The sequence below is a fragment of the Halobellus marinus genome, assembly GCF_032113415.1.
Lineage (GTDB): Archaea > Halobacteriota > Halobacteria > Halobacteriales > Haloferacaceae > Haloquadratum > Haloquadratum marinus.
In genome coordinates this window covers 2,366,280-2,387,555 of the sequence record NZ_CP134946.1, presented here as the reverse complement: position 1 = coordinate 2,387,555, position 21,276 = coordinate 2,366,280, and the positions used below count along the sequence as shown (strand labels likewise).

At 62.9% G+C, this 21,276-nt stretch carries 21 protein-coding genes; 13 read left to right on the top strand and 8 right to left on the bottom strand.

Going from position 1 to position 21,276, the window contains the following annotated elements; all coding sequences use genetic code 11:
- Positions 1–334: 334 nt before the first annotated feature.
- Together RJT37_RS11915 and RJT37_RS11910 are read right to left on the bottom strand one after the other, a co-directional pair.
- Positions 335–1,135, bottom strand: coding sequence for an IclR family transcriptional regulator (locus RJT37_RS11915; RefSeq protein WP_313684712.1), 801 nt, complete (start codon positions 1,133–1,135; stop codon positions 335–337).
- Positions 1,136–1,634: 499 nt separating this feature from the next.
- Positions 1,635–2,411 carry an enoyl-CoA hydratase/isomerase family protein gene (locus RJT37_RS11910; protein WP_313684710.1) on the bottom strand — a complete coding sequence of 259 codons (777 nt, stop codon included), beginning with the start codon at positions 2,409–2,411 and terminating at the stop codon, positions 1,635–1,637.
- Positions 2,412–2,637: 226 nt separating this feature from the next.
- Here RJT37_RS11910 and RJT37_RS11905 point away from each other — a divergent pair, with 226 nt between their 5' ends.
- The 5 genes from RJT37_RS11905 (at position 2,638) to RJT37_RS11885 (ending at position 8,738) form a co-directional block, all read left to right on the top strand.
- Positions 2,638–3,141: a hypothetical protein gene (locus tag RJT37_RS11905; RefSeq protein ID WP_311172225.1), complete on the top strand. Its 504-nt coding sequence runs from the start codon at positions 2,638–2,640 to the stop codon at positions 3,139–3,141.
- Positions 3,138–4,721 (top strand): UbiD family decarboxylase, encoded by a 1,584-nt coding sequence (locus tag RJT37_RS11900; protein ID WP_313684708.1) that lies wholly within the window; start codon positions 3,138–3,140, stop codon positions 4,719–4,721. Before RJT37_RS11905 ends, RJT37_RS11900 begins: the two co-directional genes overlap by 4 nt.
- Positions 4,718–6,277: a UbiD family decarboxylase domain-containing protein gene (locus RJT37_RS11895; protein WP_313684706.1), complete on the top strand. Its 1,560-nt coding sequence runs from the start codon at positions 4,718–4,720 to the stop codon at positions 6,275–6,277. Before RJT37_RS11900 ends, RJT37_RS11895 begins: the two co-directional genes overlap by 4 nt.
- Positions 6,278–6,280: 3 nt before the next feature.
- Positions 6,281–7,405, top strand: coding sequence for an MBL fold metallo-hydrolase (locus RJT37_RS11890; RefSeq protein WP_313684704.1), 1,125 nt, complete (start codon positions 6,281–6,283; stop codon positions 7,403–7,405).
- Between the two features lie 178 nt (positions 7,406–7,583).
- Positions 7,584–8,738: an acyl-CoA dehydrogenase family protein gene (locus RJT37_RS11885; protein ID WP_313684702.1), complete on the top strand. Its 1,155-nt coding sequence runs from the start codon at positions 7,584–7,586 to the stop codon at positions 8,736–8,738.
- A gap of 267 nt (positions 8,739–9,005) precedes the next feature.
- On the opposite strand, the gene RJT37_RS11880 is transcribed toward RJT37_RS11885, so the two are convergent.
- From RJT37_RS11880 to RJT37_RS11860, 5 genes are read right to left on the bottom strand one after another with little or no spacing between them, the layout of a single operon-like run.
- Positions 9,006–9,260 carry a PaaD-like zinc ribbon domain-containing protein gene (locus tag RJT37_RS11880; protein WP_313684700.1) on the bottom strand — a complete coding sequence of 85 codons (255 nt, stop codon included), beginning with the start codon at positions 9,258–9,260 and terminating at the stop codon, positions 9,006–9,008.
- On the bottom strand, positions 9,257–10,036 hold the full coding sequence (locus tag RJT37_RS11875) for a Phenylacetic acid catabolic protein (protein WP_313684698.1): 780 nt from the start codon (positions 10,034–10,036) through the stop codon (positions 9,257–9,259). Before RJT37_RS11875 ends, RJT37_RS11880 begins: the two co-directional genes overlap by 4 nt.
- Positions 10,033–10,236, bottom strand: coding sequence for a phenylacetic acid degradation PaaB family protein (locus RJT37_RS11870; protein WP_313684696.1), 204 nt, complete (start codon positions 10,234–10,236; stop codon positions 10,033–10,035). The genes RJT37_RS11875 and RJT37_RS11870 overlap by 4 nt, the downstream gene beginning before the upstream one ends.
- Positions 10,233–10,607, bottom strand: coding sequence for a metal-sulfur cluster assembly factor (locus RJT37_RS11865; RefSeq protein ID WP_313684694.1), 375 nt, complete (start codon positions 10,605–10,607; stop codon positions 10,233–10,235). The genes RJT37_RS11870 and RJT37_RS11865 overlap by 4 nt, the downstream gene beginning before the upstream one ends.
- Position 10,608: 1 nt before the next feature.
- A complete protein-coding gene (locus tag RJT37_RS11860; protein WP_313684692.1) occupies positions 10,609–11,529 on the bottom strand; it encodes a Phenylacetic acid catabolic protein in 921 nt (306 codons plus the stop codon).
- A gap of 208 nt (positions 11,530–11,737) precedes the next feature.
- Here RJT37_RS11860 and RJT37_RS11855 point away from each other — a divergent pair, with 208 nt between their 5' ends.
- The 6 genes from RJT37_RS11855 to RJT37_RS11830 all read left to right on the top strand — a co-directional run bounded on the left by RJT37_RS11855 (position 11,738) and on the right by RJT37_RS11830 (position 17,768).
- Complete coding sequence (locus RJT37_RS11855; protein WP_313684690.1) at positions 11,738–12,223, top strand: GNAT family N-acetyltransferase; 486 nt, start codon at positions 11,738–11,740, stop codon at positions 12,221–12,223.
- 1 nt (position 12,224) lies between these two features.
- The gene (locus RJT37_RS11850) at positions 12,225–12,509 is read left to right on the top strand and encodes a 2Fe-2S iron-sulfur cluster-binding protein (protein ID WP_311172214.1); all 285 of its coding nucleotides are present in this window, start codon (positions 12,225–12,227) and stop codon (positions 12,507–12,509) included.
- A 539-nt stretch (positions 12,510–13,048) separates the two neighbouring features.
- Complete coding sequence (locus RJT37_RS11845; protein ID WP_313684687.1) at positions 13,049–13,933, top strand: 3-hydroxyacyl-CoA dehydrogenase family protein; 885 nt, start codon at positions 13,049–13,051, stop codon at positions 13,931–13,933.
- Complete coding sequence (locus tag RJT37_RS11840) at positions 13,930–14,736, top strand: enoyl-CoA hydratase/isomerase family protein (protein ID WP_313684686.1); 807 nt, start codon at positions 13,930–13,932, stop codon at positions 14,734–14,736. The genes RJT37_RS11845 and RJT37_RS11840 overlap by 4 nt, the downstream gene beginning before the upstream one ends.
- Before the next feature lie 147 nt (positions 14,737–14,883).
- Positions 14,884–16,263 (top strand): FAD-binding oxidoreductase, encoded by a 1,380-nt coding sequence (locus tag RJT37_RS11835; RefSeq protein ID WP_313684684.1) that lies wholly within the window; start codon positions 14,884–14,886, stop codon positions 16,261–16,263.
- Positions 16,264–16,934: 671 nt separating this feature from the next.
- Positions 16,935–17,768, top strand: coding sequence for an enoyl-CoA hydratase/isomerase family protein (locus RJT37_RS11830; protein WP_313684683.1), 834 nt, complete (start codon positions 16,935–16,937; stop codon positions 17,766–17,768).
- A gap of 45 nt (positions 17,769–17,813) precedes the next feature.
- Here the strand turns inward: RJT37_RS11830 and RJT37_RS11825 are convergent, their stop codons facing one another.
- Positions 17,814–18,581, bottom strand: coding sequence for an enoyl-CoA hydratase/isomerase family protein (locus RJT37_RS11825; protein WP_313684681.1), 768 nt, complete (start codon positions 18,579–18,581; stop codon positions 17,814–17,816).
- Between the two features lie 77 nt (positions 18,582–18,658).
- Here RJT37_RS11825 and RJT37_RS11820 point away from each other — a divergent pair, with 77 nt between their 5' ends.
- Both RJT37_RS11820 and RJT37_RS11815 read left to right on the top strand, forming a co-directional pair.
- Complete coding sequence (locus RJT37_RS11820; RefSeq protein WP_313684679.1) at positions 18,659–19,834, top strand: thiolase domain-containing protein; 1,176 nt, start codon at positions 18,659–18,661, stop codon at positions 19,832–19,834.
- Complete coding sequence (locus tag RJT37_RS11815) at positions 19,831–21,264, top strand: zinc ribbon domain-containing protein (protein WP_313684677.1); 1,434 nt, start codon at positions 19,831–19,833, stop codon at positions 21,262–21,264. The genes RJT37_RS11820 and RJT37_RS11815 overlap by 4 nt, the downstream gene beginning before the upstream one ends.
- Positions 21,265–21,276 lie beyond the last annotated feature (12 nt).

The window sequence follows — 21,276 nt, the reverse complement described above, 5'->3', positions numbered from 1 at the left end:
CCGGTCCGACTCCCTTGCACTCGGTCCACACCACCTCAGCGTCGTCGTTGCGGGGAGCATCGTTCCACGGAGTTTCCGATAGTAGCGCAAGGAACTGGTTGCGTATCCGATCACACGAAACGTTCGGTTCTGCTGGTGAAGACCGGCCAACGACACGACATCGGAGACGACACTGCACTCGACATCGGGTCAAGAGTTCGGTGAACAGGCTATCCTCGGCCGGATGTGGCAAGGTACGGGCGGGTTGTCGACGGCACGCCGAGCCCGGGATCGTATCGACTCGACACGAAAACCCACGGCCACCACCTCGGATGGTTCAACGCGGCCTTCGGGTTCAGTTCGCCGTCCCGACGTGCTCCTCTAACTCGCTGGCGACGTCGGTGAGAGCGTTAGGGATCTCCTCTTCGAGCACTGCGCCGTCGATCCGATAGGTCGGACCGGAGACGCTGAGCGCACCGATCACCCTGTCGCCCGGTCCGTGGATAGCCTTTCCGACGCTCCGCATCCCTTCGGTGTAGCCCTGGTTGTCGACCGCGATGCCGCGCTCCCGGATCTGATCGAGTTTCTCGTACAGATTCTCGCGCGTGGTGATCGTGTAATCGGTGCGCGCGGGGAGCCCCCACCGATCGATGATCGCCTCGATACGGTCCCGAGAGTACGTCGAGAGGATTGCCAGCCCCGAGGCGGTCGCGTGCATCCGATAGTACGATCCCGTCCGCGCGCGGTACTCCTTGGAGGAACTGCCGTCCGTGCCCTCGTACTTCGCCCACTTGTGATACGACTCGGCGATCGTGATGACCCGACCTCGATCGGGCGCCACGAAGTCACACTCCTCTTCGGTCAACTCGGTCAGCCTCGCGATCGCCTCTTCGATGTGCGTGTAGCCCGGCCACTGGCTCCGCGCGCGCTCACCGAGGTTCAGGGATTTCAGCCCGACGTCGTACGTCTCGCCGTGCTTCACCAGGAGACCGTTCTCCCGCAGTGTCGTCAGGTGCTTGTGCGCGGTGCTCTTTGCCACATCGAACTCCTCGACCACGCCACGAAGACGCACCCCATCCCGTTCGGCGACGAGATCTAAAATGTCTAGCGACAGTTGCGTCGTCTCCACCCCGCTGCTGTCACCTGTCGACGTCATACTACGTCGGTTCGCCCGTGGGGGAATTAATAGTTCGGTAGGATAGAACGAATCCGTGGCGATGGGCGCACTACCGCCTCCACCCGTTTCTTCGATCGTTCGTTAGTTCGGTTCAACGAAACTATTTGACCTTCGCGGTCGCTGGCGATCAGAAAATAATAAGCGTACAAATATTATTTCACGTCTCTCATCGTATCGAACGCACCCGTCACAGGCCTTTGTCGACGAGAACAACGTATGGAGCACCGCTGGACTGTGTTTTTGCAGTTCGATTCATCGAAACTGATTCAATTGATATGGATCTCTCTTCGGAGAACTGGAGATGAATATATTGAAAATAATATGTTTTGATTTAAATAATAGATCTTTTATGATATACTACGTAGCAACTGCACACTACAGAGCGGGACCGAATCGCTGATATCGCAACGTTACAAATCAGATCCACTGTGCTCCGATAGCTAAATATTGATCTAAATTATATTCTTATTTTTATATATTATTCCCCTGTAAATTCTGGATCCCGGTCCTCACGGAACGCTTCGAGACCCTCTTTGTGATCTGCGGTTTCGATCAGGGTGCTCTGTGCGAGTGACTCGACGAAACCGGCCGTCTGCAGATCCGCATCCCGTGCTGTGTTGACGGTTCGTTTCGCCAACCCAAGCGCCTGCGGGGGTTTCGAGAGGAGCGATTCGGCGTACTCGCTGGCCGCCTCGTCCGGATCGTCGACGACTCGCTCGGCGAGACCAATCTCCTCTGCCTCCTCCCCGTCGATGAGCCGACCGCTGAAGATCAGATCCTTCGCTTTGCCGGGGCCGACGAGATGGACGAACCGCGAACAACCGCCGAGTCCGGGAATCAGCCCGATGTTGTGCTCCGGGAACCCCAACGTCGCAGCCGGCGAGACGAGACGAACGTCACAGGCGAGTGCGAGTTCGAGACCGCCGCCGACACACGTGCCTTCGATCGCGGCGAGCATCGGTTTCTCGATCGTTTCGATCGACTCGAAAACCTGCCCGAGTACCTTGCTGTTCTTCCGAAACGCGGCGGTCGTCCAGTCTTGCGCCTCCTCGAAGAGGCTGATGTCGGCCCCGACCGAGAACACGTCGGGCGTGCCGGTGAAAATTCCGACGCGGACACGGTCTTCCTGGAGGACGTCGACAGCCTCGGACAGTTCGTACCGCATCTCCTGGCTGATCGCGTTCACGGGGTCGTTCGCAAGACGGACTGTAGCGACCCCCTCGTCGACGGTGACGTCTAGTGTGTCGAAACCCATATCGGCGGTTCGATGCTCCGACGGCATAAAACAGTATGTTGCGACGAATCTTCGTAGCGTTTGCAGGTCCTCGCTCATCCGATCGCGAGACCACATTTCACGGGACATCGATCCGCCCCACTCGATCTGAGCGGCACGGCTGCTGGAATCGCCGGGAAGATTTTATAACGACTCGCCGCCGGAATTTCCATATGAACACGGCTCCCGGACTCGGCGGGGTGGTCGCGTGAGCGACCAGTACATCACCTCCGAGGATCATCTGCCTGCGGACACTGACGGAGAGATTACGATGCAGGTGATGGATCAGGAGACGAAGCACATTTTCACCACGCGGGCGCGGATCGCTCGCGATCCCGCGGAGCTGTCGGACCCGGCCCCGTTGACGATCCTGCGCGGACCGCACGAAAACCGCGAGGAGCAGTGGTACATCGAGATTATCGAGACCGACGTCGAGGAGACGAGTATCGACGAGGACGTGCTGCGGGAGTGCTTTCGGCAGAGTCGGGAGGGCTCGAACGTCCTGACTGCCCGCGGAGAGGACGTGAAGACACTGGTGTCGTACCTGGTCGAGACCGGCGAGTACGACTCCGTCTCGACGGCAGTTCGGTCGTTACTCCGGGATCACCTCTCCGAAACCCGGCCCGAACTGGTCGACCGGTACGTCGACCTTCGCACCGAACGCGAGCGCGAGGAGATGGAGTTGCGACTGCGAAGCGGTGATGAGGAATGAAACGATCCGAAGGAAGCACCGACGGGACGCACCCGCTCTCGGATGGCGGCACTGTCGTCGCTCCAGGTCCCGACGAACCGGCCGATAGCCTGCGCGCGTATCTGGCCGGTCTGGACGCCGCAGACGAACTGACGCGGATCGAACGGGATATCTCCTGGAACCTGGAAGCCAGCGCGATAACAATGCTGGCGAACAACCGGGACGACCGGATTCCGGTCTTCGAGTCGGTCACGGACAGCGAGATCACGGCCCGGTTGGTCGGGGATCCGTACCGCGGCTCACGTGCGCGGCCGTGGGATCGGGTCGCGCGGGCGCTCGGACTGCCGCCCGATCTGGACGGCGATACGTACTACGAGACGCTCATCGACCGCCTGCGCTCTCCGATAGAACCGACGACCGTCGACGCCGATTCGGCACCGTGCAAAGACGTCATCCACCGGGGCAGCGACGCGGATCTGTTTGCGCTCCCGTGGCCGTACATCCACGCCGCCGACGGCGGCCGGTACTCGAATCTCCACACGATGGTGGTTCCGGACCCGGATTCCTCGTGGACGGACTGGTCGTCCCACCGCGCGATGATACAGGACGGCGACAGAGCGAGCGTACTCCTTCTGGCCGGCGAGCAGGCGCCGAACCTGTTTTATTACCGGTACGAGCGGCAGAACGATCCGATGCCGGTCGCGGTCGCGGTCGGGGTCGAGCCGGCGGCGCAGTTCACCGCCTCGATGTGGATCCCCACCGGCAGCGACGAGGCGGCCTTTGCCGGCGGTCTCAAACGCGAACCGGTCGAACTCGTCGAGTGTACGACCAATAGCCTGAAAGTGCCGGCCAGCGCCGAACTGGTCATCGAGGGGCAGATCCTCCCCGGAGAGCGCCTCGACGAGGGGCCGTTCGGCGATTACTTCGGCTATATGCACGGGCCGCGACGCTCGATGCCCGTGCTCGAAGTCGAGGCGATCACCCACCGATCGGAGCCGCTGATCCCGTTCTGCGTCGAAGGCTCGGGTGTGGGCTACTCGCTGAACACGAGTTCGACCACCGAGGTGGCCTGTATCGGCCCGGACGCGACGCTCGGACTGCGCGCGGCGGGGTACGACGTCGAGAAGTGCGTCCCCTGGCGATTCACCCCCCGGACGGCCTACGTGGTCTCGACGGACGTGCCCCGGCCGGGCTATCTCCACGAACTGGCGAACTTCATCTTCACCACCTGGGGGATGCTTCACGTCGATTTCTTCGTGTTCGTCGATCCCGACGTGGATCCGCTTGCGACGCGGGACGTCCTGGAGGCGCTTGCACTCTCGGCTGATCCCGACGCGGACTTCCACCAGTTCGGCGTCGAAGCGATGCCGAAAGTCCCGCTGAACATCTATCAGACCCCGGAGGAGAAAGGCGACGCGGAGACGGGGACGTCCCGATCCAAGACGGCAAAGGCCTACATCGATGCGACGACCGACGGGGACGATCCCGGGTACTCGCCGTCCGATGCGGCGCTTCGCGAACGCGCCCGCGAGGTACTCTCGCGGGCCGGCGTCGAATTCGACGCCGACGGGGGGACGGTGGGAGGAGGTGTCGTCTGGTGACGGATCTCCGCTCCCTGCTGGCGGAACTCGACGCGGCCGACGACCTGCTCGAAATCGACGAGCGGACACACTGGGCCGATACCGCCGCGGCTGTTGCCGCCGAAGCGGCCCGTGGGAACGGGCCGGCGGTTCTCCTGACGGATACCGGGGGTACGGCTCGGCCCGTCTCGGGGACGCTCGGCGGTCCCGACCGGCTCTCCGTGCGCCCCCGAGACCCGTGGTCACGGGTCGCGGCCGCCCTGGGTCTCGGGATCGATGCGGATTATCTCGACGTTCTCGACACGCTCGAGAGAGCGCGTCGGGGGGGAACGGCGCCGCCCGTCGCTACCCTATCCGCGACGGAGCGCGAATCCGAGCTTCGATCTCTCGGCATCCCGGCGATCGACGGAGCAGATCTCCCCGTCGTAACTCTGGGACTGGCCGCGGTCCCGGCGGAGAACGAATCCGAACGGGAGATCGCGGATCGACCGACAGGCGAGTCGGACGGGGCCGAGCACACGGACGCCGCTGGCGGTTCGGACGGCCAGCGTGTCGACGTCGACGCCGTCAACTGGCTTCCCGTCCGGGGATCGATCCACGGAAGCGATGGGCTACGGCTCTCGGTCCCGGCGACGCCGGCAGGCGAGTTATCGTCGGGAGCACCCCTGTCTCTCGTCCTGGGAGCACCGCCCACGGCGCTGATCGGGGCGACGATGCGGTGGATCGGCGAGTCGCACATCGACGGCGCGCCACGCGTCGCAAACAGCCTGGGCGACGTACCGGTCGCGCCGACGGCGGGCGGTGGGGTCCCCGCCGACAGCGAAATCGTCGTCGAGGCGACCGTCACGGAACCGGACGCCGACACTGAGCCTGCGGGACCGAAATCGCCGTGGGAGAATGCCGTGACGACTGCGACGATGACGGCGCAGGTCGAGTCGGTCCGAACACGGCCGGATCCGTTGCTCCCCTTCTCGCCGACCGGGGCGGCGATGTCAGACGGCCGCAGCCTGCTTTCGATCATCGAATCCGCCCGTCTCTACGGCCGGGTGAACAACTACTGGGGGGTGAGGCCGGTCGAGTGGCTCGCACTACCCGCAGAGGCGGGACTCGGCGTCTGTCTGGTCGCAAGCGAGATTCTCTACGCGGGCTTCGAGTGGCAACTGGCGAACACGCTCTTTTCCTTTTCGCGGCTGTTCGACAAGGTCGTCGTCCTGGATACGGAGACGGCACCGATGGATCTCGGCCGCGCGTTCGACGACATCTGGGTGAAGGCCCACCCGGCAAACGACTGGGAGTTCTCGGATCCGGAAGCCCCGGCCGCGACTGCGACACACTACCGGGGGGACGGGTCGACAGGTTCGAACGTCTACGTCAACGCTGCCTGGGACCCCCGATGGGACGAGGAGTACATCGCTCCCCGAGTCACCTTCGAGACGACCTACCCCAGAAATCTCAGAGAGGCGGTCCGTGCTGAATGGGAGGCGCTCGGCTTCGACCACGGCCCGGAGTACGAGGCGGGACATTACCACCGCGAGGAGTCGGGCGAAATTGACGCAGAAAACGGGGCCGAGGAGTAACGTATGGACCGCCGAGCTGATCCGCCGTCGATCGAACGCATCGGCCATCCCGGTGGGAGTCCGGAGGGCACGAACAGCACCTACGTGCTCCCGGAGCGGGGGCTCGTCCTCGACCCGGGACCGCCGAGAGATGCGTCGTGGACGGTACTGACTGAAGGACTATCGGCGGTGGGGCTGTCACTCGCCTCGATTGACACCGTCGTCGTCACGCACTGGCACGCCGACCACGCGGGGCTGGCACCTCGATTAGCTGCGGAGGCGAACGCGGAGCTGATTCTCCACGATGACGATGCGCCGCTGGTTGGCGAGTACGGAACGGAACGAGAGCGGCGAGTCGAACGGGACGTGCGACGGCTCCGCGAGTGGGGGGTGCCTGACTCCGTACTGACGCAGATCGAAGCGACCGACGAGCCGTCGCCGATGCCGGACCGATGTCCGGTGAGATCAGTGACGGACGGCGAGCGGACCGATGGTGTAGAATTCGTGCACACGCCTGGCCACACGGCTGGACACCTGGGGATCGAAGTCGGTGACGCGCTTCTACTCGGTGATGCGGTGTTACCGACGTATACGCCGAACGTCGGCGGGTCCGACACCCGGATGGACGATCCGCTGTCCAGCTATCTGCGGACGCTCGACGAGATTACCCGACGATTCGAGCGGCTTCAGGACGAGTGGGCGACTGTCAGAACGCTGCCCGGACACGGGCCGACGGTCGAGTTACCGTCCCGGATCGAGACCATTCGAACGCACCACGCCGAACGACTATTCGACGTTGTCGACGCCCTGTCTCCGTCACCTTCGTCGGCTGAGGGGTCGTCGACTACTGAATCGACGGCCGCATCAGATGCTGCCGACGACGACCCCGACAGAGACTGGGACGACGTCCCCGACAGAGCCCGGGACGACGTCCGAGGTCGGACTCCGTGGGCGGTGGCGCGTGCGCTCTTCGGAGAGATGACAGGGATCCACGCGAAGATGGGTGCCGGAGAGGCCGCGGCACATCTCCGGTTCGCGGCCGAGATGGGGTTCACTGAACGGGTCGAGACGGAGCCGGATCGATACGTACGGACCGATACCGAACTCACGGAAGCGGCTGCGAGACGCGCTGTCTCGTCGGGATACTGAGATAACCGTATTGTAAGAAATATGATGACATCGTGTCGTCAGGATACCGAAACCACCGTATCGTCAGAAAATTGAGGCTACCGTGTCGTCGGGATACCGAAACCACCGTATCGTCAGAAAACTGAGGCTACCGTGTCGTCGCGATACTGATAAGTATCCTACCCGTCCAGGGGTAGGTATGACGCTACTGGATCGCGCACTATCCGAGGAGCACCGTGATGTTCTCGACCGCGCCGAGGAGTTTGCGACGGAAATAGTCGGCCCCCGCGCCGAGGACATCGAAGACACGCGAGAGTTCCCCCGCGACGTCGTCGAGGCAGCGGGAGACGCGGGACTTCTGGGCATTCTCGTCCCCGAGGAGTACGGCGGGATGGGGAGCGACTTTCTCTCGTACTGCCTGGCGCTGGAACGGATCGCCGAGGAAAGCGGTGCGGTCGCCGAAATCATTCAGGGCCACACCTTCGCGACGCTGCCGGTGTTGAACTTCGGCACCGACGCGCAGCGCGAGCGGTTGCTGCCGAAGATGGTGGCCGGCGAGTCGGTGGGGGCGATGCTGCTGACGGAACCGGGCGCGGGCTCGTCGCCGACGGAACTGCAAACCGTCGCGGCGGCGACCGACGACGGCTACGCGATCTCCGGCGAGAAGTCCTTCGGCACCAACGCGGGCGTCGCCGACGTCCACCTCGTGGTCGCACGCAGACGACCGCAACCCGAGGATTCTCACGGCGTGAGCGTCTTTCTGGTCCCGAGCCCCGAGGAGGTCGAGGGGTTCACCTTCGAGCGCGGGGAGTATCTGGGAATGCACGGTCACGTGACTGGCGACGCGTCGTTCGACGAGGTCGCGGTCGACGCCGACGCGCTCTTGGGCTCTGTCGGCGAGGGATTCCGGATCGCGATGGGCACGATCGATATGGCCCGGACCGGCCTGGGCGCGATCGGCTGCGGGATCGCCGAGGCGGCCTTCTCGGAGGCGATCGAGTACGCAGGCGATCGCGAACAAGGAGGGAAGGCGGTCGGCGAGTACCAGGCAGTCCAGGTGCTCGTCGCGGAGATGGACTCCCGGCTCGAATCCGCCCGGCATCTCGTCTACGATTCGGCGGTCCGGATCGCCGACGGCGAGGGCGACACCCGGGTGTCCTCCCGGGCGAAGTTCACGGCGAGCGACGCGGCGGAGTTTTGCACCCGGAACGCGATGCAGATCTTCGGCGGGAAGGGGTACCGGACGGACTATCCGCTGGAGCGGTACTACCGCGATGCGCGGATCCTCTCGATCATCGGCGGCACCTCCGAGATCCAAAAGACAACCGTGGCGAGCGAAGCATTGGGCCTCTGACCGGCGATACCACGTGCCGAGGACGGTTCTGACCGGCGCTGCAACGTGCCGAGGACGGGATAGTGCTCATCGACGAGTGTCACGAGGAACCGGTCGCGAAAGCCGACGGCGAACGCTGCTTCGGGACCGACGCGGATTCGGTGAGGGTCGCGCTCTCTGCGGAGCGGACTTTTTTAGACGTCAGTAAACACGGCGAAAAGACGAGTACGGATGTCGCTAGCCCCGTATCTGGTCGTCTACGAAGCGCGTGAAAGCGGAGACAGAGGCTCAGCGGGACCCGTCGGCGTCCCGGCCCGTATCGGGCATTGCGCCGTCGTATTTGATCCGCTCGAAGAGGGTATGGCAGCCGTTGCAGTAGTACTGGCTCTTCGATATCTCCGTGCCGAACGTCGATTCCTTCTCGACGTCCTCGGAGCCGCAGAACGGACAGGCCGGCCGGAACGTGCCGTTCTCCTCGGGCCCTTCGCCCGCCTGCTCGGGCGTCGGATCGGAGTCGCTGTCCGGGGTGGTGTTCGAGCTCATTCGATGACGTACTCCTTGTTGGACAGCCCCTGTAGCTGGTCGACCACGTCGGGTTCGACGTGTCCGTCGCCGGTCCGGCGGCGCGTCTCGTCCCACTCGTCGGGGTCGGGAACGCTGTCGTCGAGCGGCGGCATCGACACCTCGGTACCTTCGAGCAGGGTCGCGAAGTGGTCGTGGACTGCCCGGCGGATCTCCGAGACCGGCCGGTCGGTGAACCCCACATTCACGAGCGGGTCCGACTCCTCGTCGTAGGAAGCCGGGCCGATGAACGTGAGAATCTCCGGGAAGTACTGTTCGAGGGCCTCCTCGACGGCTTCCGGGTGAGTCTTCGCGAGCTGTTCCAGACGACCGTCGTGGTGTTCGAGATGGAAGTACTCGTCTTCGCCCATCTTCTGGACCATCCCCGTGAAGTCGTCGTGGTCGATCGCGTCCAAGAGCAGCCAGGCCGTCCGGTCGGTCAGCGCGGCCTGGACGATAAACGCGGGCCACTGCGTTTCCTCCTCGTCGAGGGTCGGCGCGTTGGCGTACTCCTCGGGGTCGCGTTCCGACTCCAGCCAGTCGTCGCCGACACCTTGCTGCTTGAGCAAGCGGAACAGCTGTCGGACCTGTCCGATCTCGTCCTGTGCGTTGCTCGCCCCGGAGATGTCGTCCTCGAGGTTCGGTGCTTTCAGCATCCACTCCCCGTACCGCTGTCCGAGGAGCAGCTTCGTGTCCGCAATCGCCTGCACGTAGTCGACTGCCTTTGCCGGCCATCCGGCTTCTGCTTCTGCGCTCATGGCGAGAGTCCTCCTGCGATAGCTTCGGTTTTGACTTCCAGCAGATCGTCCTCACGCACGACGCCCATAAAGTCCCAGTCTTCCTCGTCGTAGGTTCGGTGGGCGTAGATGCGTGCCAGTCGGTCGGAGTCGGCCTGTACGGTGCCGGCGTGAATCAGATCGTCGCCTGCGTTGACGCGGGTGAAAACGTGGTACTTCATAAGCTGATTCCTGCCTCCTTGAGTTCCTCGTGGGCGCCCTCAGTCAGCATCTCTTTCGACCAGACGGGATCCCACGTGATTTCGATCTCGACGTCCTCGACGCCGCGCATCGTCCGCAGCGCCGCGCGGACGTCGTGTTTGATCATATCGTACGCCGGACAGCCCATACACGGGAAGGTCATCGTGACGGTCACCGTGCCATCGTCGACCTCGACGTCGTAGATCATCGCCATCTCGACGAGGCTGACCGGGATGTGCGGATCCGGGACGGTGTCGAGCGTTTCCCAGACCTCCCGCTCGAACTCGTCGGCGTCGTCGTCCGGGCCGATCTCGAAGCCCGGCGTCCCAGCGTTCGCCGTGTTGACGCTCATCTCAGACCCCCACTTCGATGGCACCGGACTGGAGCATATTGACGTACTTCTCGTTGGCCGGGCCGCGGTCCCGCCAGCGGTCGATGACGTCGTCCCAGGAGATCGGCTCGTCGAACCGCCACTCCTTGTTGTCGGCGTCGAACGCCACGGGCATATCGTATTCGAGGATGTACTCCTCGGACTCCTCGTCGTAGTGAGCCGGTACGTCCAGGCCCAGTTCGTTGGCCAGCGGGACGGTGTGGCTCATCCACTCCTGCCGGAGTTCGTCGTTGGTCTTTCCCTTGATGCGGTAGTCTAGCTGGTCGGTGTTGTGCTTTTTGTCGTCCGGGAGCCCGAACCATTCGACGCCCATCGGGAACATCCAGTCGACGGCCTCCTGGACGCGCTGCTTCGTCTTGTCGGATTTGTTGGCCAGCCGGCGCATCCACGTCTCGCCGTGTCGGAGGTGGAACTGTTCTTCCTTCCCGACCTTCCGGAGCGCGCGTTTCCACGGCGCGTACGAGGTATTCGCTTCGATGTCGCTCAGAAGGACCATCCCGGCACGGTCGAACATCCCGTGACCGCAGACGAGCTCCGCGAACGTCTCCAGATGCTGGTCGAACCCGTAGGTGTTCCGGAACTCGTGGGGTTCACGCTCGTACAGCAGTTCCTCGCGATCCTCGCCGAGGTCCTCCAGCAGCCGGTAGGCGATGTGGCCGTGACCGAGTTCGTCCTGAATAACACTCACGCACGATGCGCGGGCGTCCAGCGTCGGCGCGTTCATCGACTGCTCGTAGTACGCCGGCGCGCTCATCAGTTCGGTGTCGGCCGAGACTTTGAGGGTGGCTTTGAGCGTCTTCTTGTAGCCCTCTGTCATCTCGGATGCGTCTTCGATCATCCGACCGTTCTGTAACTGCTCTTTGAATCGTTTTTCCGTTGGCATAGCTCGAAATTCGCCTCGCTGAGAAGTGAGGATGCAACGGTAATAAACCTTCTCCCCGCCGGCCAGTACGGGAGACGGAATCTCCTTAGGAGCCGTAGCGAGGGGGTCACAGTTCGAGGCTCGGCGTTTTCGAAAAGCCCGTGTCGCTTGCAATTGTGAGCAGCCATCGACGCGAATCTTTTAGGATGCCCGGTCCGGAACGGTGGGTATGGACGTTCGAACACGGCACGCCACCGAAGCAGACGGCGACGAAATTCTCGAGCTATGGCACGGGTTCACAGCGCACCTCTCGAAATACGACGAACGGTACAGTCACGGCGATCAGGCTGACGACCGCTGGCTCAGTTACTTCGAGAACCAGCTTGTGGACTCGAAGTACGGCACGGTCCTCTTAGCCGAGAGCGACGAGGCCGACGAACCGCTGGGCGTTCTCGAAGCGCGGGTGATGGGCGATCACCCGATTTTCCAGCTGGAAAATCACGGGTACGTCAACGGGCTGTTCGTCCGCGAGGACCACCGCCAGGAAGGGGTCGCCGCCGCGCTGTTGGATGCGGCCGCCGAGTGGTTCAGGGAGGACCCCCGGGAGGTCAATTACTACCGAATTGACGTGCTCGCGGACGACGACACTGCAAAACGGATGCTCGAATCCCACGGGCTCGAACCGGTCGAATACGTCTACGAGCAGCGACTCTAATATGGTCGAGTACTACGAGGTCGAGTTCGTCGACGAAGGACGGGTCATCGAGGTCGCCGAGAACAAACCCATCCTGGAGGCGGCCGAAGAGGCCGGCCTCGATCTACCGTATCAGTGCCGGATGGGCGTCTGTGGGGTCTGTTCGGCGCTCAAAGTCGAGGAAGGCGAGACGAGTCAGGTCGAAGGGATGTTCCTCTCGGGGTCCGAAAAGGAGGAGGGATACGTCCTCACGTGCGTCGCGAAGCCGCGGTCGGACCTGAAGCTCCGGTCGAACGAGAGCCCCTGATACGGACTGCTGTCGTCTCTTGCCGCTCTCACGCCAGACAGTGCTGTGATAAGCGGAACAGAAGGATAGCAGTCCGGACACGCCGAACGATAACAGCGGTTTGACGTCTTCACGGCCCAGTCTCGGCACGGCCTCCAGTTGACCGGTTGGAAACCCGAGTGTCGGTGCGCACAGGCTCAACAACCTCAGTTATGTAACAGTACCCACAGGCTGGTACCGGGCGTCCGAAACGCCGGTCCGGCCTTCGAGACGAGGTGTATACAACTCCGTATACATTATCGGGAACGAACGCCACTCGACCGTCGTCGCGTGCGACGAATCTGTAACAGATGTACTTCCGTTATTTATGCGAAGGTCGCTGCGTGATCCGTCAGTGGGCTCCTGAGCGGTGAATTTGTATACGAACCCGTATACGTTCACTCACAAATCTGATCCGCACCCCTGCGCGCCCCTCTATTCGAACCTTCGTTACAACGATCTCACACCGTGACGGGGCGGATTGTAATGTTTAAGTTCCCGCCCGGAGTGAATTTGCCTGAATGAAGGTAACTGTACTCGGAGCCGGGACGATGGGTCACGGTATTTCGCAGGTGAGTGCGATGGCGGGACACAGCGTCACTCTGCGGGATCTGGAGGCGGAATTGGTCGAAGACGGGATCGAATCGATCCGCTCGAACCTGCAGGGGGGCGTCGACCGGGGCAAGGTCTCCGAAGCAGAAATGGAGGCGACGCTGAGTAATATTTCCGGGGAGACCGACCTCGAAACGGCGACGAGCGACGCCGACCTCGTCGTCGAGGCCGTCCCGGAGGACCCGGACCTGAAAAAAGACGTCCTCACCGACGCCGAAGCCGTCGCAGAGGAGGACGCAGTCCTGGCGACAAACACCTCCTCAATCCCGGTGACTGAACTGGCGAGTTCGCTGGACCGGCCCGGGAGATTCATCGGACTGCACTTCTTCAATCCGGTACACATTATGGCGCTCGTCGAAGTGATCGTCGGTGAGCGGACCGACGACGACACCCGAGTGTTCGCCACGGAGTTCGTCGAGGGGATCGAAAAGACGCCGGTCGTCGTCCGCGATACTCCCGGATTCGCATCCTCACGACTGGGTGTCGCACTCGGCGTGGAGGCGATCAGGATGGTCGAAGAAGGCGTCGCGTCGCCGGAGGATATCGACACGGCGATGGAACTCGGATACAACCATCCGATGGGGCCACTCGAACTCACGGACGTCGTCGGGCTCGACGTCCGTCTTGACATCCTCGAGAATCTCCGAACCGAACTGGGCGAGCGGTTCAAGCCCCCCCAGCTGCTGAAGCGGAAAGTCCGGGCCGGGAAGCTCGGCAAGAAATCAGGTGAGGGGTTCTACGTCTGGGAGGACGGCGAGGCCGTCGAACCGAGCGGAGAGTGGGGCGACAGATGAGCGAGTCGGACGACCTCCTCGATGCCGAGTACGAGTCTTTGCTCCTCGATCGAGACGACGGCATCGTGACGATCACCATCGATCGGCCGGAGAACCGGAATGCGCTGAACGCGACCGTCAGAGAGGAACTCAAAACCGTCCTGCCAGCCGTCGAAAACTCGGACGCCCGCGTGGGTGTGATCAAAGGGTCAGACGACTGCAACGCCTTCGTCGCCGGTGCCGACGTCACTGAACTCCGCGAACGGGATCTCCTCGAACAGCGCGAAGCGAGCGCCCGTCCGCGGATCTACGAACTCGTCGACGACTTGCGCATACCCGTGATCGCACAGATCAACGGGCACGCGCTGGGTGGCGGCCTGGAACTGGCTACAGCGTGTGACGTCCGTATCGCTGGGGAAGGAGCGAAACTCGGACAGCCCGAAATCAACCTCGGATTGATTCCCGGCGGTGGCGGAACACAGCGTCTCCCTCGACTCGTGGGAGAGGGCCAGGCGATGCGGCTGATCCTCTCGGGCGAACTGATCGACGCCGAGGAGGCACAGCAAATCGGGCTGGTCGACCAACTCTGCTCGCGAACGGAACTCGGCGACCGAGTCGAAGAGCTTGCAGCATCCATCGCGGAAAAGAGCCCGGTTGCGCTGGAGTTCGCAAAGGAGAGCGTCCGCTCGGCATCGCGGCTCCCGCTCGACGACGGGATCGACTACGAGGCCCAGTTGTTCGTCCAACTGTTCGCGACCGAGGATAAAAACGAGGGGATCGACGCGTTCTTCGAGGACAGAGAGCCCGAGTGGCAGGGAAACTGAGATCAGCTATCGATCTTGGATTCGGTGCACTGGCCCCTGAGAGATCTCCTCTTCGAGGTTTGTTTCTGTCCGGGACAGAGGTGACCCCATCGAGGGTCGAGCCGGGGCAACGATGGAATTTTACTGCCGGACGTGAACCTGCCGGGTATGCCCGTCGACTGCACGTTCGTAACCGATCTTCCCCTCTCCGAGGATCAGTATTCGTTTGCAGACGAGGACCGAGCGGATTTCGCCACCGACTACGGGACCACCTCCGCCGACGCGAGCCCTCCCGACGTGGTCGTCTATCCCCGGTCGACCGAGGACGTATCGACTGTGCTCGCTGCGGCGAACGAACGGGGGGTTCCCGTGACACCGTACGCCGCCGGGTCGGGAACCGAGAGCAACGCGGTCCCGGTACAGGGCGGGATTTCGCTTTCGATGGCGGACTTCGACCGGTTGCTGGAATTTCGACCGGATGATATGCAGATCGACGTCGAACCGGGTGTGGTCGGTGCGGACCTCGAAGAATACGTTTCCGAGGAGGGGCTGTACTTTCCGGCATTCCCCCAGTCGGCGAAATTCTCGACCATCGGCGGGATGATCGCAAACGACGCGAGCGGCATTCGGACGGTCAAATACGGCGAAGTCCGCGATTGGGTTCTCGAACTAGAGGTCGTGCGCGCCGACGGCGTCGTCATCGAGGTGGGGAGTAACGCCAAGAAGTCCTCCGCGGGCTACAATCTCACCGACCTCTTCGTCGGGAGCGAGGGGACGCTCGGTGTAATCACGAGAGCGACCCTGGATCTCGCCGTCGAACCGGCAGAGAGACTCGCCGGGCGCGCGATCTTCAGCGATCTGTCGGATGCAGCTGACGCCATCGCGGAAACGATCCGCGCCGGCATCGACGTGGCGACACTGGAACTGATGGATTCGCTGACGGCCGAGATATCCAACACGTACACCGGTACTGGGCTCCCCGCAAAACCGATGCTCCTCTTCGAACTTCACGGGCGAGGAATCGAGGCAGAGTACGCTGCGCTGGCCGAGATACTGGAGCGCTACAATCCCGAACAGATAGACACGGCCTTCGATGCGATGCAACGGGACACCCTCTGGCGGGCGCGCCGTGAGATCGGGAAGGCACTACAGGCGTACGATCCCACGCGTCAACTGGAGGTCGCTGGGGACATCACCGTTCCAATCGGGAGTTACGCGGAGATGGTTCGATTCGTCGGAGAAGTCGCCGACTCGTTCGACCTTCCGATTCCAGCCTTCGGGCACGCAGGGGACGGTAATTTACACTATGCGATCCTCGCGAACCCCGACGCGACCGCGGAACTGGAACGCGTCCACGAGGCCTCCCAGCGGATCGTCGAGGAAGCTATTGCACATGGAGGGACCTGTACCGGAGAGCACGGGATCGGCGTGGGGAAGCGCGAATACCTCCGCCAGGAGGCGGATGCGGCGGCCATCGAAACGATGCAGTCGATCAAATCAGCACTCGATCCGAACAATATTCTCAACCCGGGGAAGATATTCATATAGCGCTCGGTGAGTACTGTAACAGAGTTATCTCGTCAGGGAGCATCGATCACGGTGTCCTACAGTTTGACCGTGCGGAATCTGTGAAAGCGTCGACCGAGAGCCCCCGGAAAACACGATTGCAGCGATACCAACTTCAACCCAGGTCGCGTCAGCGATTCTCCGCAATCCGGTCCGCTTCCGTTCAGCCCGAGGTTGTATACAATCACGTATACACTCCGCGGCGGGAGAGCACGCTCCGAAACATTCCAGATCTGCTATGCGTCGCTGATTACTTTCTCCCCCGAGACGTCAGGGAAACACTGTCTCTCGATAGAACCACTGAGAAGTATTCTCAGTAAACCCAGTATTCGATTCACAAGTAAACTGGAACAAACGTACGCCTGTTAGAACTTGTGCAAATCCGACTCCGGCGAGTGACGTTTGAGAGGGTCGCCTGTAGTATACAGTAAGCGTATACACTCCTATATATTTTGATGAATATCTGATTGTCGGGGACGCGTCGAGACTGTGTAGACGAAATAGGCAGTCACTAAAAAAAGAAGTTGGTTGATAGTTTGGTCGAATCTCTGATGGCCTCTTCTTGTTACAGACGTATTTCAACCGCTGGCGGGTCAGACTCGGGGTCCCTTATCAAAAACTATTTATCTCGTTAGTAGCGTTTCACGAACGCAATGAAGGCATTCGAGGAACTTGATTTAGAGTACTTTACGACAGACGTCCGTGATCACATCGGCGTTCTCCGCATCGACCGCCCCCCCGTAAACGCGCACAACATCGATGTCCTGCTGGAACTCCAACGAGCGGTCGAGGGAGTTCGCTTCGACGAAAACGTTCGTATCTGTGTCTTCGGCAGTACGAACGACAACATCTTCTCTACGGGATTCGACATCAACGACCTGCGAGAAAAAAGCGGGAAGCAGGTCGGCTACGCCAGCCAGACCTCCAAGGAGATTATCATGAAGATGCGGACGACGGACACGCTGTTCATCGCGGCCGTTGACGGCCACTGTATGGGCGGCGGTCTCGAACTCGCTCTCGCGTGTGACTTCCGGTTCGTCGGCGACGACGACGACTACCGCATCGGAATGCCGGAGGTCCACCTCGGTCTCATCGCCGGCGAGGCGGGCACCCAGTTGCTGCCGCGCTACATCGACCGCTCCGAGGCGCTCCGGATGATGGTCACCGGCGAGGAGCTGACCCCCGAAGAGGCCACCGAGAAGGGCATCTTCGACGAACTCCACGACCCGGAGGATCTCGAAGACGCCGTCTTCGAGTTTGCCGAGATGATCGTTCAAAAGCCCGCCGGCGCCGTCGGCCACAACAAACTCGCCGTCAACGAGGGGCTCGAACTGCCGCTTTGGGACGCGCTCGCCCACGAACGGGAACTCCAGAACCAGCTTCTGGGCTCCGACATCGCCAAGGAGGGCGTCGAGGCCTTCCTCAACGACCGCGAACCGGACTTCCTCGGCGTCGAACTCGGCGAGAAGGAACCCGGCTCCGAATAGCGGCCCGGTACTCGGCTCTCCCGCGTCGCTTTTCTCCGAGATCCCTCACCGGAAGTCCGGTCGCTCGTCGTTCAAAAACGCGTTCACCCCGGTCTCGTGCGGCTCACTGCCGTACGCGAGGACCTGCAGGTGTGCCTCTCGATCGAGTGCGTCACGGAACGGGCGCCCGATGTTCTCGTGGATGCCGCGTTTCGTGAGTCCGAGCGTTTCGGTGGGTTTCTTCGCGAGCGTCGCCAGTATCTCGTCGACCGCGTCGTCGAGGGCGTCGCTCTCGACGGCCTCGTTGATGAGGTCCATCTCTGCGGCTTCTTCGGCGTCGAAGATCCGCCCGGTCATCGTGAGCTCTTTTGCGGTTCTGAGACCCACGAGCGCTGGCAGAATGAATGTCCCTCCGGAGTCGGGGATGAGCCCGACGTTGCCGAACACCTCACCGAATCGAGCGTCCGCATCCGCGTAGGCGAAATCACAGGCCGCGACGATGTTCGTCCCCGCACCGACTGCATCGCCGTTGACTTTCGCGATGACCGGGATCGGAATCGTCAGGAGGCGTTCGATCAGTGCATTCAGGGTCGACTGGACACGGTCGTACGCCTCCCGCGGTGTCTCGTCGCGCGCAGCCATCGCCTCGATGTCGCCGCCTGCACTGAACGCGTCGCCGTCGCCGGTCAGGACGACGGCGCGGGCGTCGGAATCCGCCGTCTCGTCGAGCGCTTCGATCAGTTCGGTCGCCGCCGTAGCGGTGAATGCGTTCTTCGAGTCGGGACGATTGAACGAGAGCGTCCGGACGCGGCCGTCTGTCTCCACTCGTACCATACCGCGAGTGGCAATCGGAGGTGTATAAATCCATCCGAAGCCCGTACCTTTTAGTCAGTCGTCGTCATCCTCGGAGTATGACCGATGCGTACGTCATCGGGGCCGGACAGTCCGATTTCGGGTCCTTCCCCGGTGAGTCATACCGATCGCTCTTCGCCGATGCGTTCGACGAGATGCTCGAAAGCGTCGACGGCGACTTTCCCACTGCAGAGATCGACGAGGCGTTCCTCGGAACGCTCGGTGTGGGTGGCCGACAACTCGGATTGAGCGGACCCGCAGTGACCGAACATCTCGGGCTACACGGGATTCCGACGACCCGGGTCGAAAATGCGTGTGCGGCCTCGGGGTACGCCCTTCGGCAGGCCGTGATGGCGGTCAAATCGGGGATGGTCGACGTCGCAATGGCCGGCGGCTACGAGATAATGACCGATATGAGCGGCGACCACACCAAGTGGTGGCTGGGCGTGAGCGGCGAGACCGAGTGGGAGCGGTTGTCGGGCACCACCTTCGCGGGCGTGTACGCACAGATGGCCAGCGCGTATCTCCGGGAGTACGACGCGACCGTCGAGGACCTCTCGCGGGTCGCCGTCAAAAACCACGGGAACGGCGCACAGAACCCACACGCACAGCTTGGATTCGAGTGTACCCTCGAAGACGCGATGAACGCGCCGGACGTCGCCGCGCCGCTGAATCTCTATCACTGCTGTCCGACGACTGACGGGGCAAGCGCCGTGCTCGTCGCAAACGAGGAGGTCGCAAAGGAGTTCTCCGATGAGCCGGTACGGGTGGCCGGTGCCGGGGCTGCGAGTGGACGGGTCGGACTGTTCCAGCGCGATTCGCTCACGGGGATCCCGGCGTCGGAGACGGCCGCGGAGCGCGCATACGAGGATGCCGGCATCTCCCCGGACGATCTCGACTTCGCGGAGGTCCACGACTGCTTCGCGATCGCAGAACTCGCCGCCTACGAGGATCTCGGCTTCTGTGACCGCGGCGAGGCCGCGCCTCTCCTCAGGGAGGGGGAGACGGATCCCGACGGGCGGCTGCCCGTCAACACCTCGGGTGGGCTCAAATCGAAGGGGCACCCGATCGGAGCGACCGGCACCGGCCAGGTCGTCGAAGCGTACTCGCAGTTGCGCGGGGAGGCACACGTCCAGGTCGACGATCCGGAGATCGGCCTCACCCACAACGTCGGCGGCTCCGGCGGCGGCGTAACCGTCCACGTGTTCGAGCGGGTCGACGGAGGTGAACTATGAGTTCCGAGCGCGGGATCGTGGCGACGGGTCTGTACGTGCCGCGACAGCGACTGAGCGGCGACGAGATCCAAGCCGCCTGGGGGACGTCCGCGCCGGTCGATCAGGCCGCCATCCCGACCGCCGACGAAGACACCCTCACGATGTCTGTCGCCGCGGGCAGGAAGGCCCTGGCGAACGCCGACCTCGACGCGGCGGGGGTCTCGCATCTGGCCGTGGCGACGACGACACCGCCGCTGGAAGAAGAGGAGTTCGCGCCGCGGGTCGGCGCCGCTCTGGGTACCTCGGCTGAGTTGACTACCGAGACGGCGACGCAGAGTCCCGTTGCCGGGGCAGAGGCGCTGCTTTCCGGGGCCGACGCCGACGGCACCGCGCTCGTGATCGTTGCGGATGCACCGGGTGGCGATCCAGCCGAAGCCGGCCAGCGTCTCGGGGCGGGCGCAGCGGCGTTCGTCTTCGACGAGGGTGGCGACGCGAAGTTGATCGACAGTGCCCAACAGTCACGCGACGCGCCGGGGATTCGATTCCGCGGAGGGGGGAGTCAATCGGTCACCGGACTCGACATCACGACGTACGAACGGGAGACGATCCGGGAGCTTGTGTCGGCCGCTGTCGAGGGGTTATCGATCGATCACGAGGCGGTCGACGCGGTGAGCCTTTACCAGCCGACGGGCGGGCTTCCACATCGCATCGCGCGCTCGCTCCCGTACGGGGGTGGCGCCGTCGGGGCCGGTATCGTGGTGGACGAAATCGGCGATGCCGGTGCCGCCACGACGGCGATCGGTCTGCTGGCTGCGCTGGCGGCGAGCGACCCCGGGTCGCTCACTGTGGCCGGCTTCTTCGGTAGTGGTGCGTCCGCGATTACCCTGGCTTTCGAGTCCCCTGCTGAACTGGATGTGGACGTCGATGCCGCCTTAGCGGGCGGCGAACAGATCTCGTACGCCGAGGCGCTCCGGGAGCGGGGGACGATCGGCACGGCCGAGGTCGCCGGTGGCGGCGCACACGTGAGTCTGCCGTCCTGGCAACGGACGCTGGCACAACGATATCGGCTCGAAGCGGGCCGCTGTCCCGAGTGTGGCGCGGTTGCCTTCCCGCCTGAGGGCGCCTGTCCCGACTGTCACGAACGGGTGACCTTCGAGACGGAGTCGCTCGCCCGGACCGGCGAAATCGTCGCCGTTACGGTCATCGGACAGGGCGGCGCGCCGCCGGAATTCGTCGAACTGCAGCGCCGCGATGGCCCCTTTGCGGTGGCGATCGTCGAGGTGGAGACCGCGGGGGAACGGGACGGCACAGCCCGGTTCCCGGTGCAGTTGACGGACTGTAATCCAGAAGACGTCTCAGTAGGTGACGAGATAGCGGGTCGGTTCCGCCGTATCTACAGTGTCGAAGGTGTCACCCGGTACGGGCTCAAGTTCGTCCCGGAACAACGGTAGCCGGTCTCGGCC

Coding starts and splice junctions, on each gene's coding strand:
- RJT37_RS11915 (WP_313684712.1), bottom strand. CDS start 1,135: ATGACGTCGACAGGTGACAGCAGCGGGGTGGAGACGACGCAACTGTCG.
- RJT37_RS11910 (WP_313684710.1), bottom strand. CDS start 2,411: ATGGGTTTCGACACACTAGACGTCACCGTCGACGAGGGGGTCGCTACA.
- RJT37_RS11900 (WP_313684708.1), top strand. CDS start 3,138: ATGAAACGATCCGAAGGAAGCACCGACGGGACGCACCCGCTCTCGGAT.
- RJT37_RS11890 (WP_313684704.1), top strand. CDS start 6,281: ATGGACCGCCGAGCTGATCCGCCGTCGATCGAACGCATCGGCCATCCC.
- RJT37_RS11885 (WP_313684702.1), top strand. CDS start 7,584: ATGACGCTACTGGATCGCGCACTATCCGAGGAGCACCGTGATGTTCTC.
- RJT37_RS11880 (WP_313684700.1), bottom strand. CDS start 9,260: ATGAGCTCGAACACCACCCCGGACAGCGACTCCGATCCGACGCCCGAG.
- RJT37_RS11875 (WP_313684698.1), bottom strand. CDS start 10,036: ATGAGCGCAGAAGCAGAAGCCGGATGGCCGGCAAAGGCAGTCGACTAC.
- RJT37_RS11870 (WP_313684696.1), bottom strand. CDS start 10,236: ATGAAGTACCACGTTTTCACCCGCGTCAACGCAGGCGACGATCTGATT.
- RJT37_RS11865 (WP_313684694.1), bottom strand. CDS start 10,607: ATGAGCGTCAACACGGCGAACGCTGGGACGCCGGGCTTCGAGATCGGC.
- RJT37_RS11860 (WP_313684692.1), bottom strand. CDS start 11,529: ATGCCAACGGAAAAACGATTCAAAGAGCAGTTACAGAACGGTCGGATG.
- RJT37_RS11855 (WP_313684690.1), top strand. CDS start 11,738: ATGGACGTTCGAACACGGCACGCCACCGAAGCAGACGGCGACGAAATT.
- RJT37_RS11850 (WP_311172214.1), top strand. CDS start 12,225: ATGGTCGAGTACTACGAGGTCGAGTTCGTCGACGAAGGACGGGTCATC.
- RJT37_RS11845 (WP_313684687.1), top strand. CDS start 13,049: ATGAAGGTAACTGTACTCGGAGCCGGGACGATGGGTCACGGTATTTCG.
- RJT37_RS11840 (WP_313684686.1), top strand. CDS start 13,930: ATGAGCGAGTCGGACGACCTCCTCGATGCCGAGTACGAGTCTTTGCTC.
- RJT37_RS11835 (WP_313684684.1), top strand. CDS start 14,884: ATGCCCGTCGACTGCACGTTCGTAACCGATCTTCCCCTCTCCGAGGAT.
- RJT37_RS11830 (WP_313684683.1), top strand. CDS start 16,935: ATGAAGGCATTCGAGGAACTTGATTTAGAGTACTTTACGACAGACGTC.
- RJT37_RS11825 (WP_313684681.1), bottom strand. CDS start 18,581: ATGGTACGAGTGGAGACAGACGGCCGCGTCCGGACGCTCTCGTTCAAT.
- RJT37_RS11820 (WP_313684679.1), top strand. CDS start 18,659: ATGACCGATGCGTACGTCATCGGGGCCGGACAGTCCGATTTCGGGTCC.
- RJT37_RS11815 (WP_313684677.1), top strand. CDS start 19,831: ATGAGTTCCGAGCGCGGGATCGTGGCGACGGGTCTGTACGTGCCGCGA.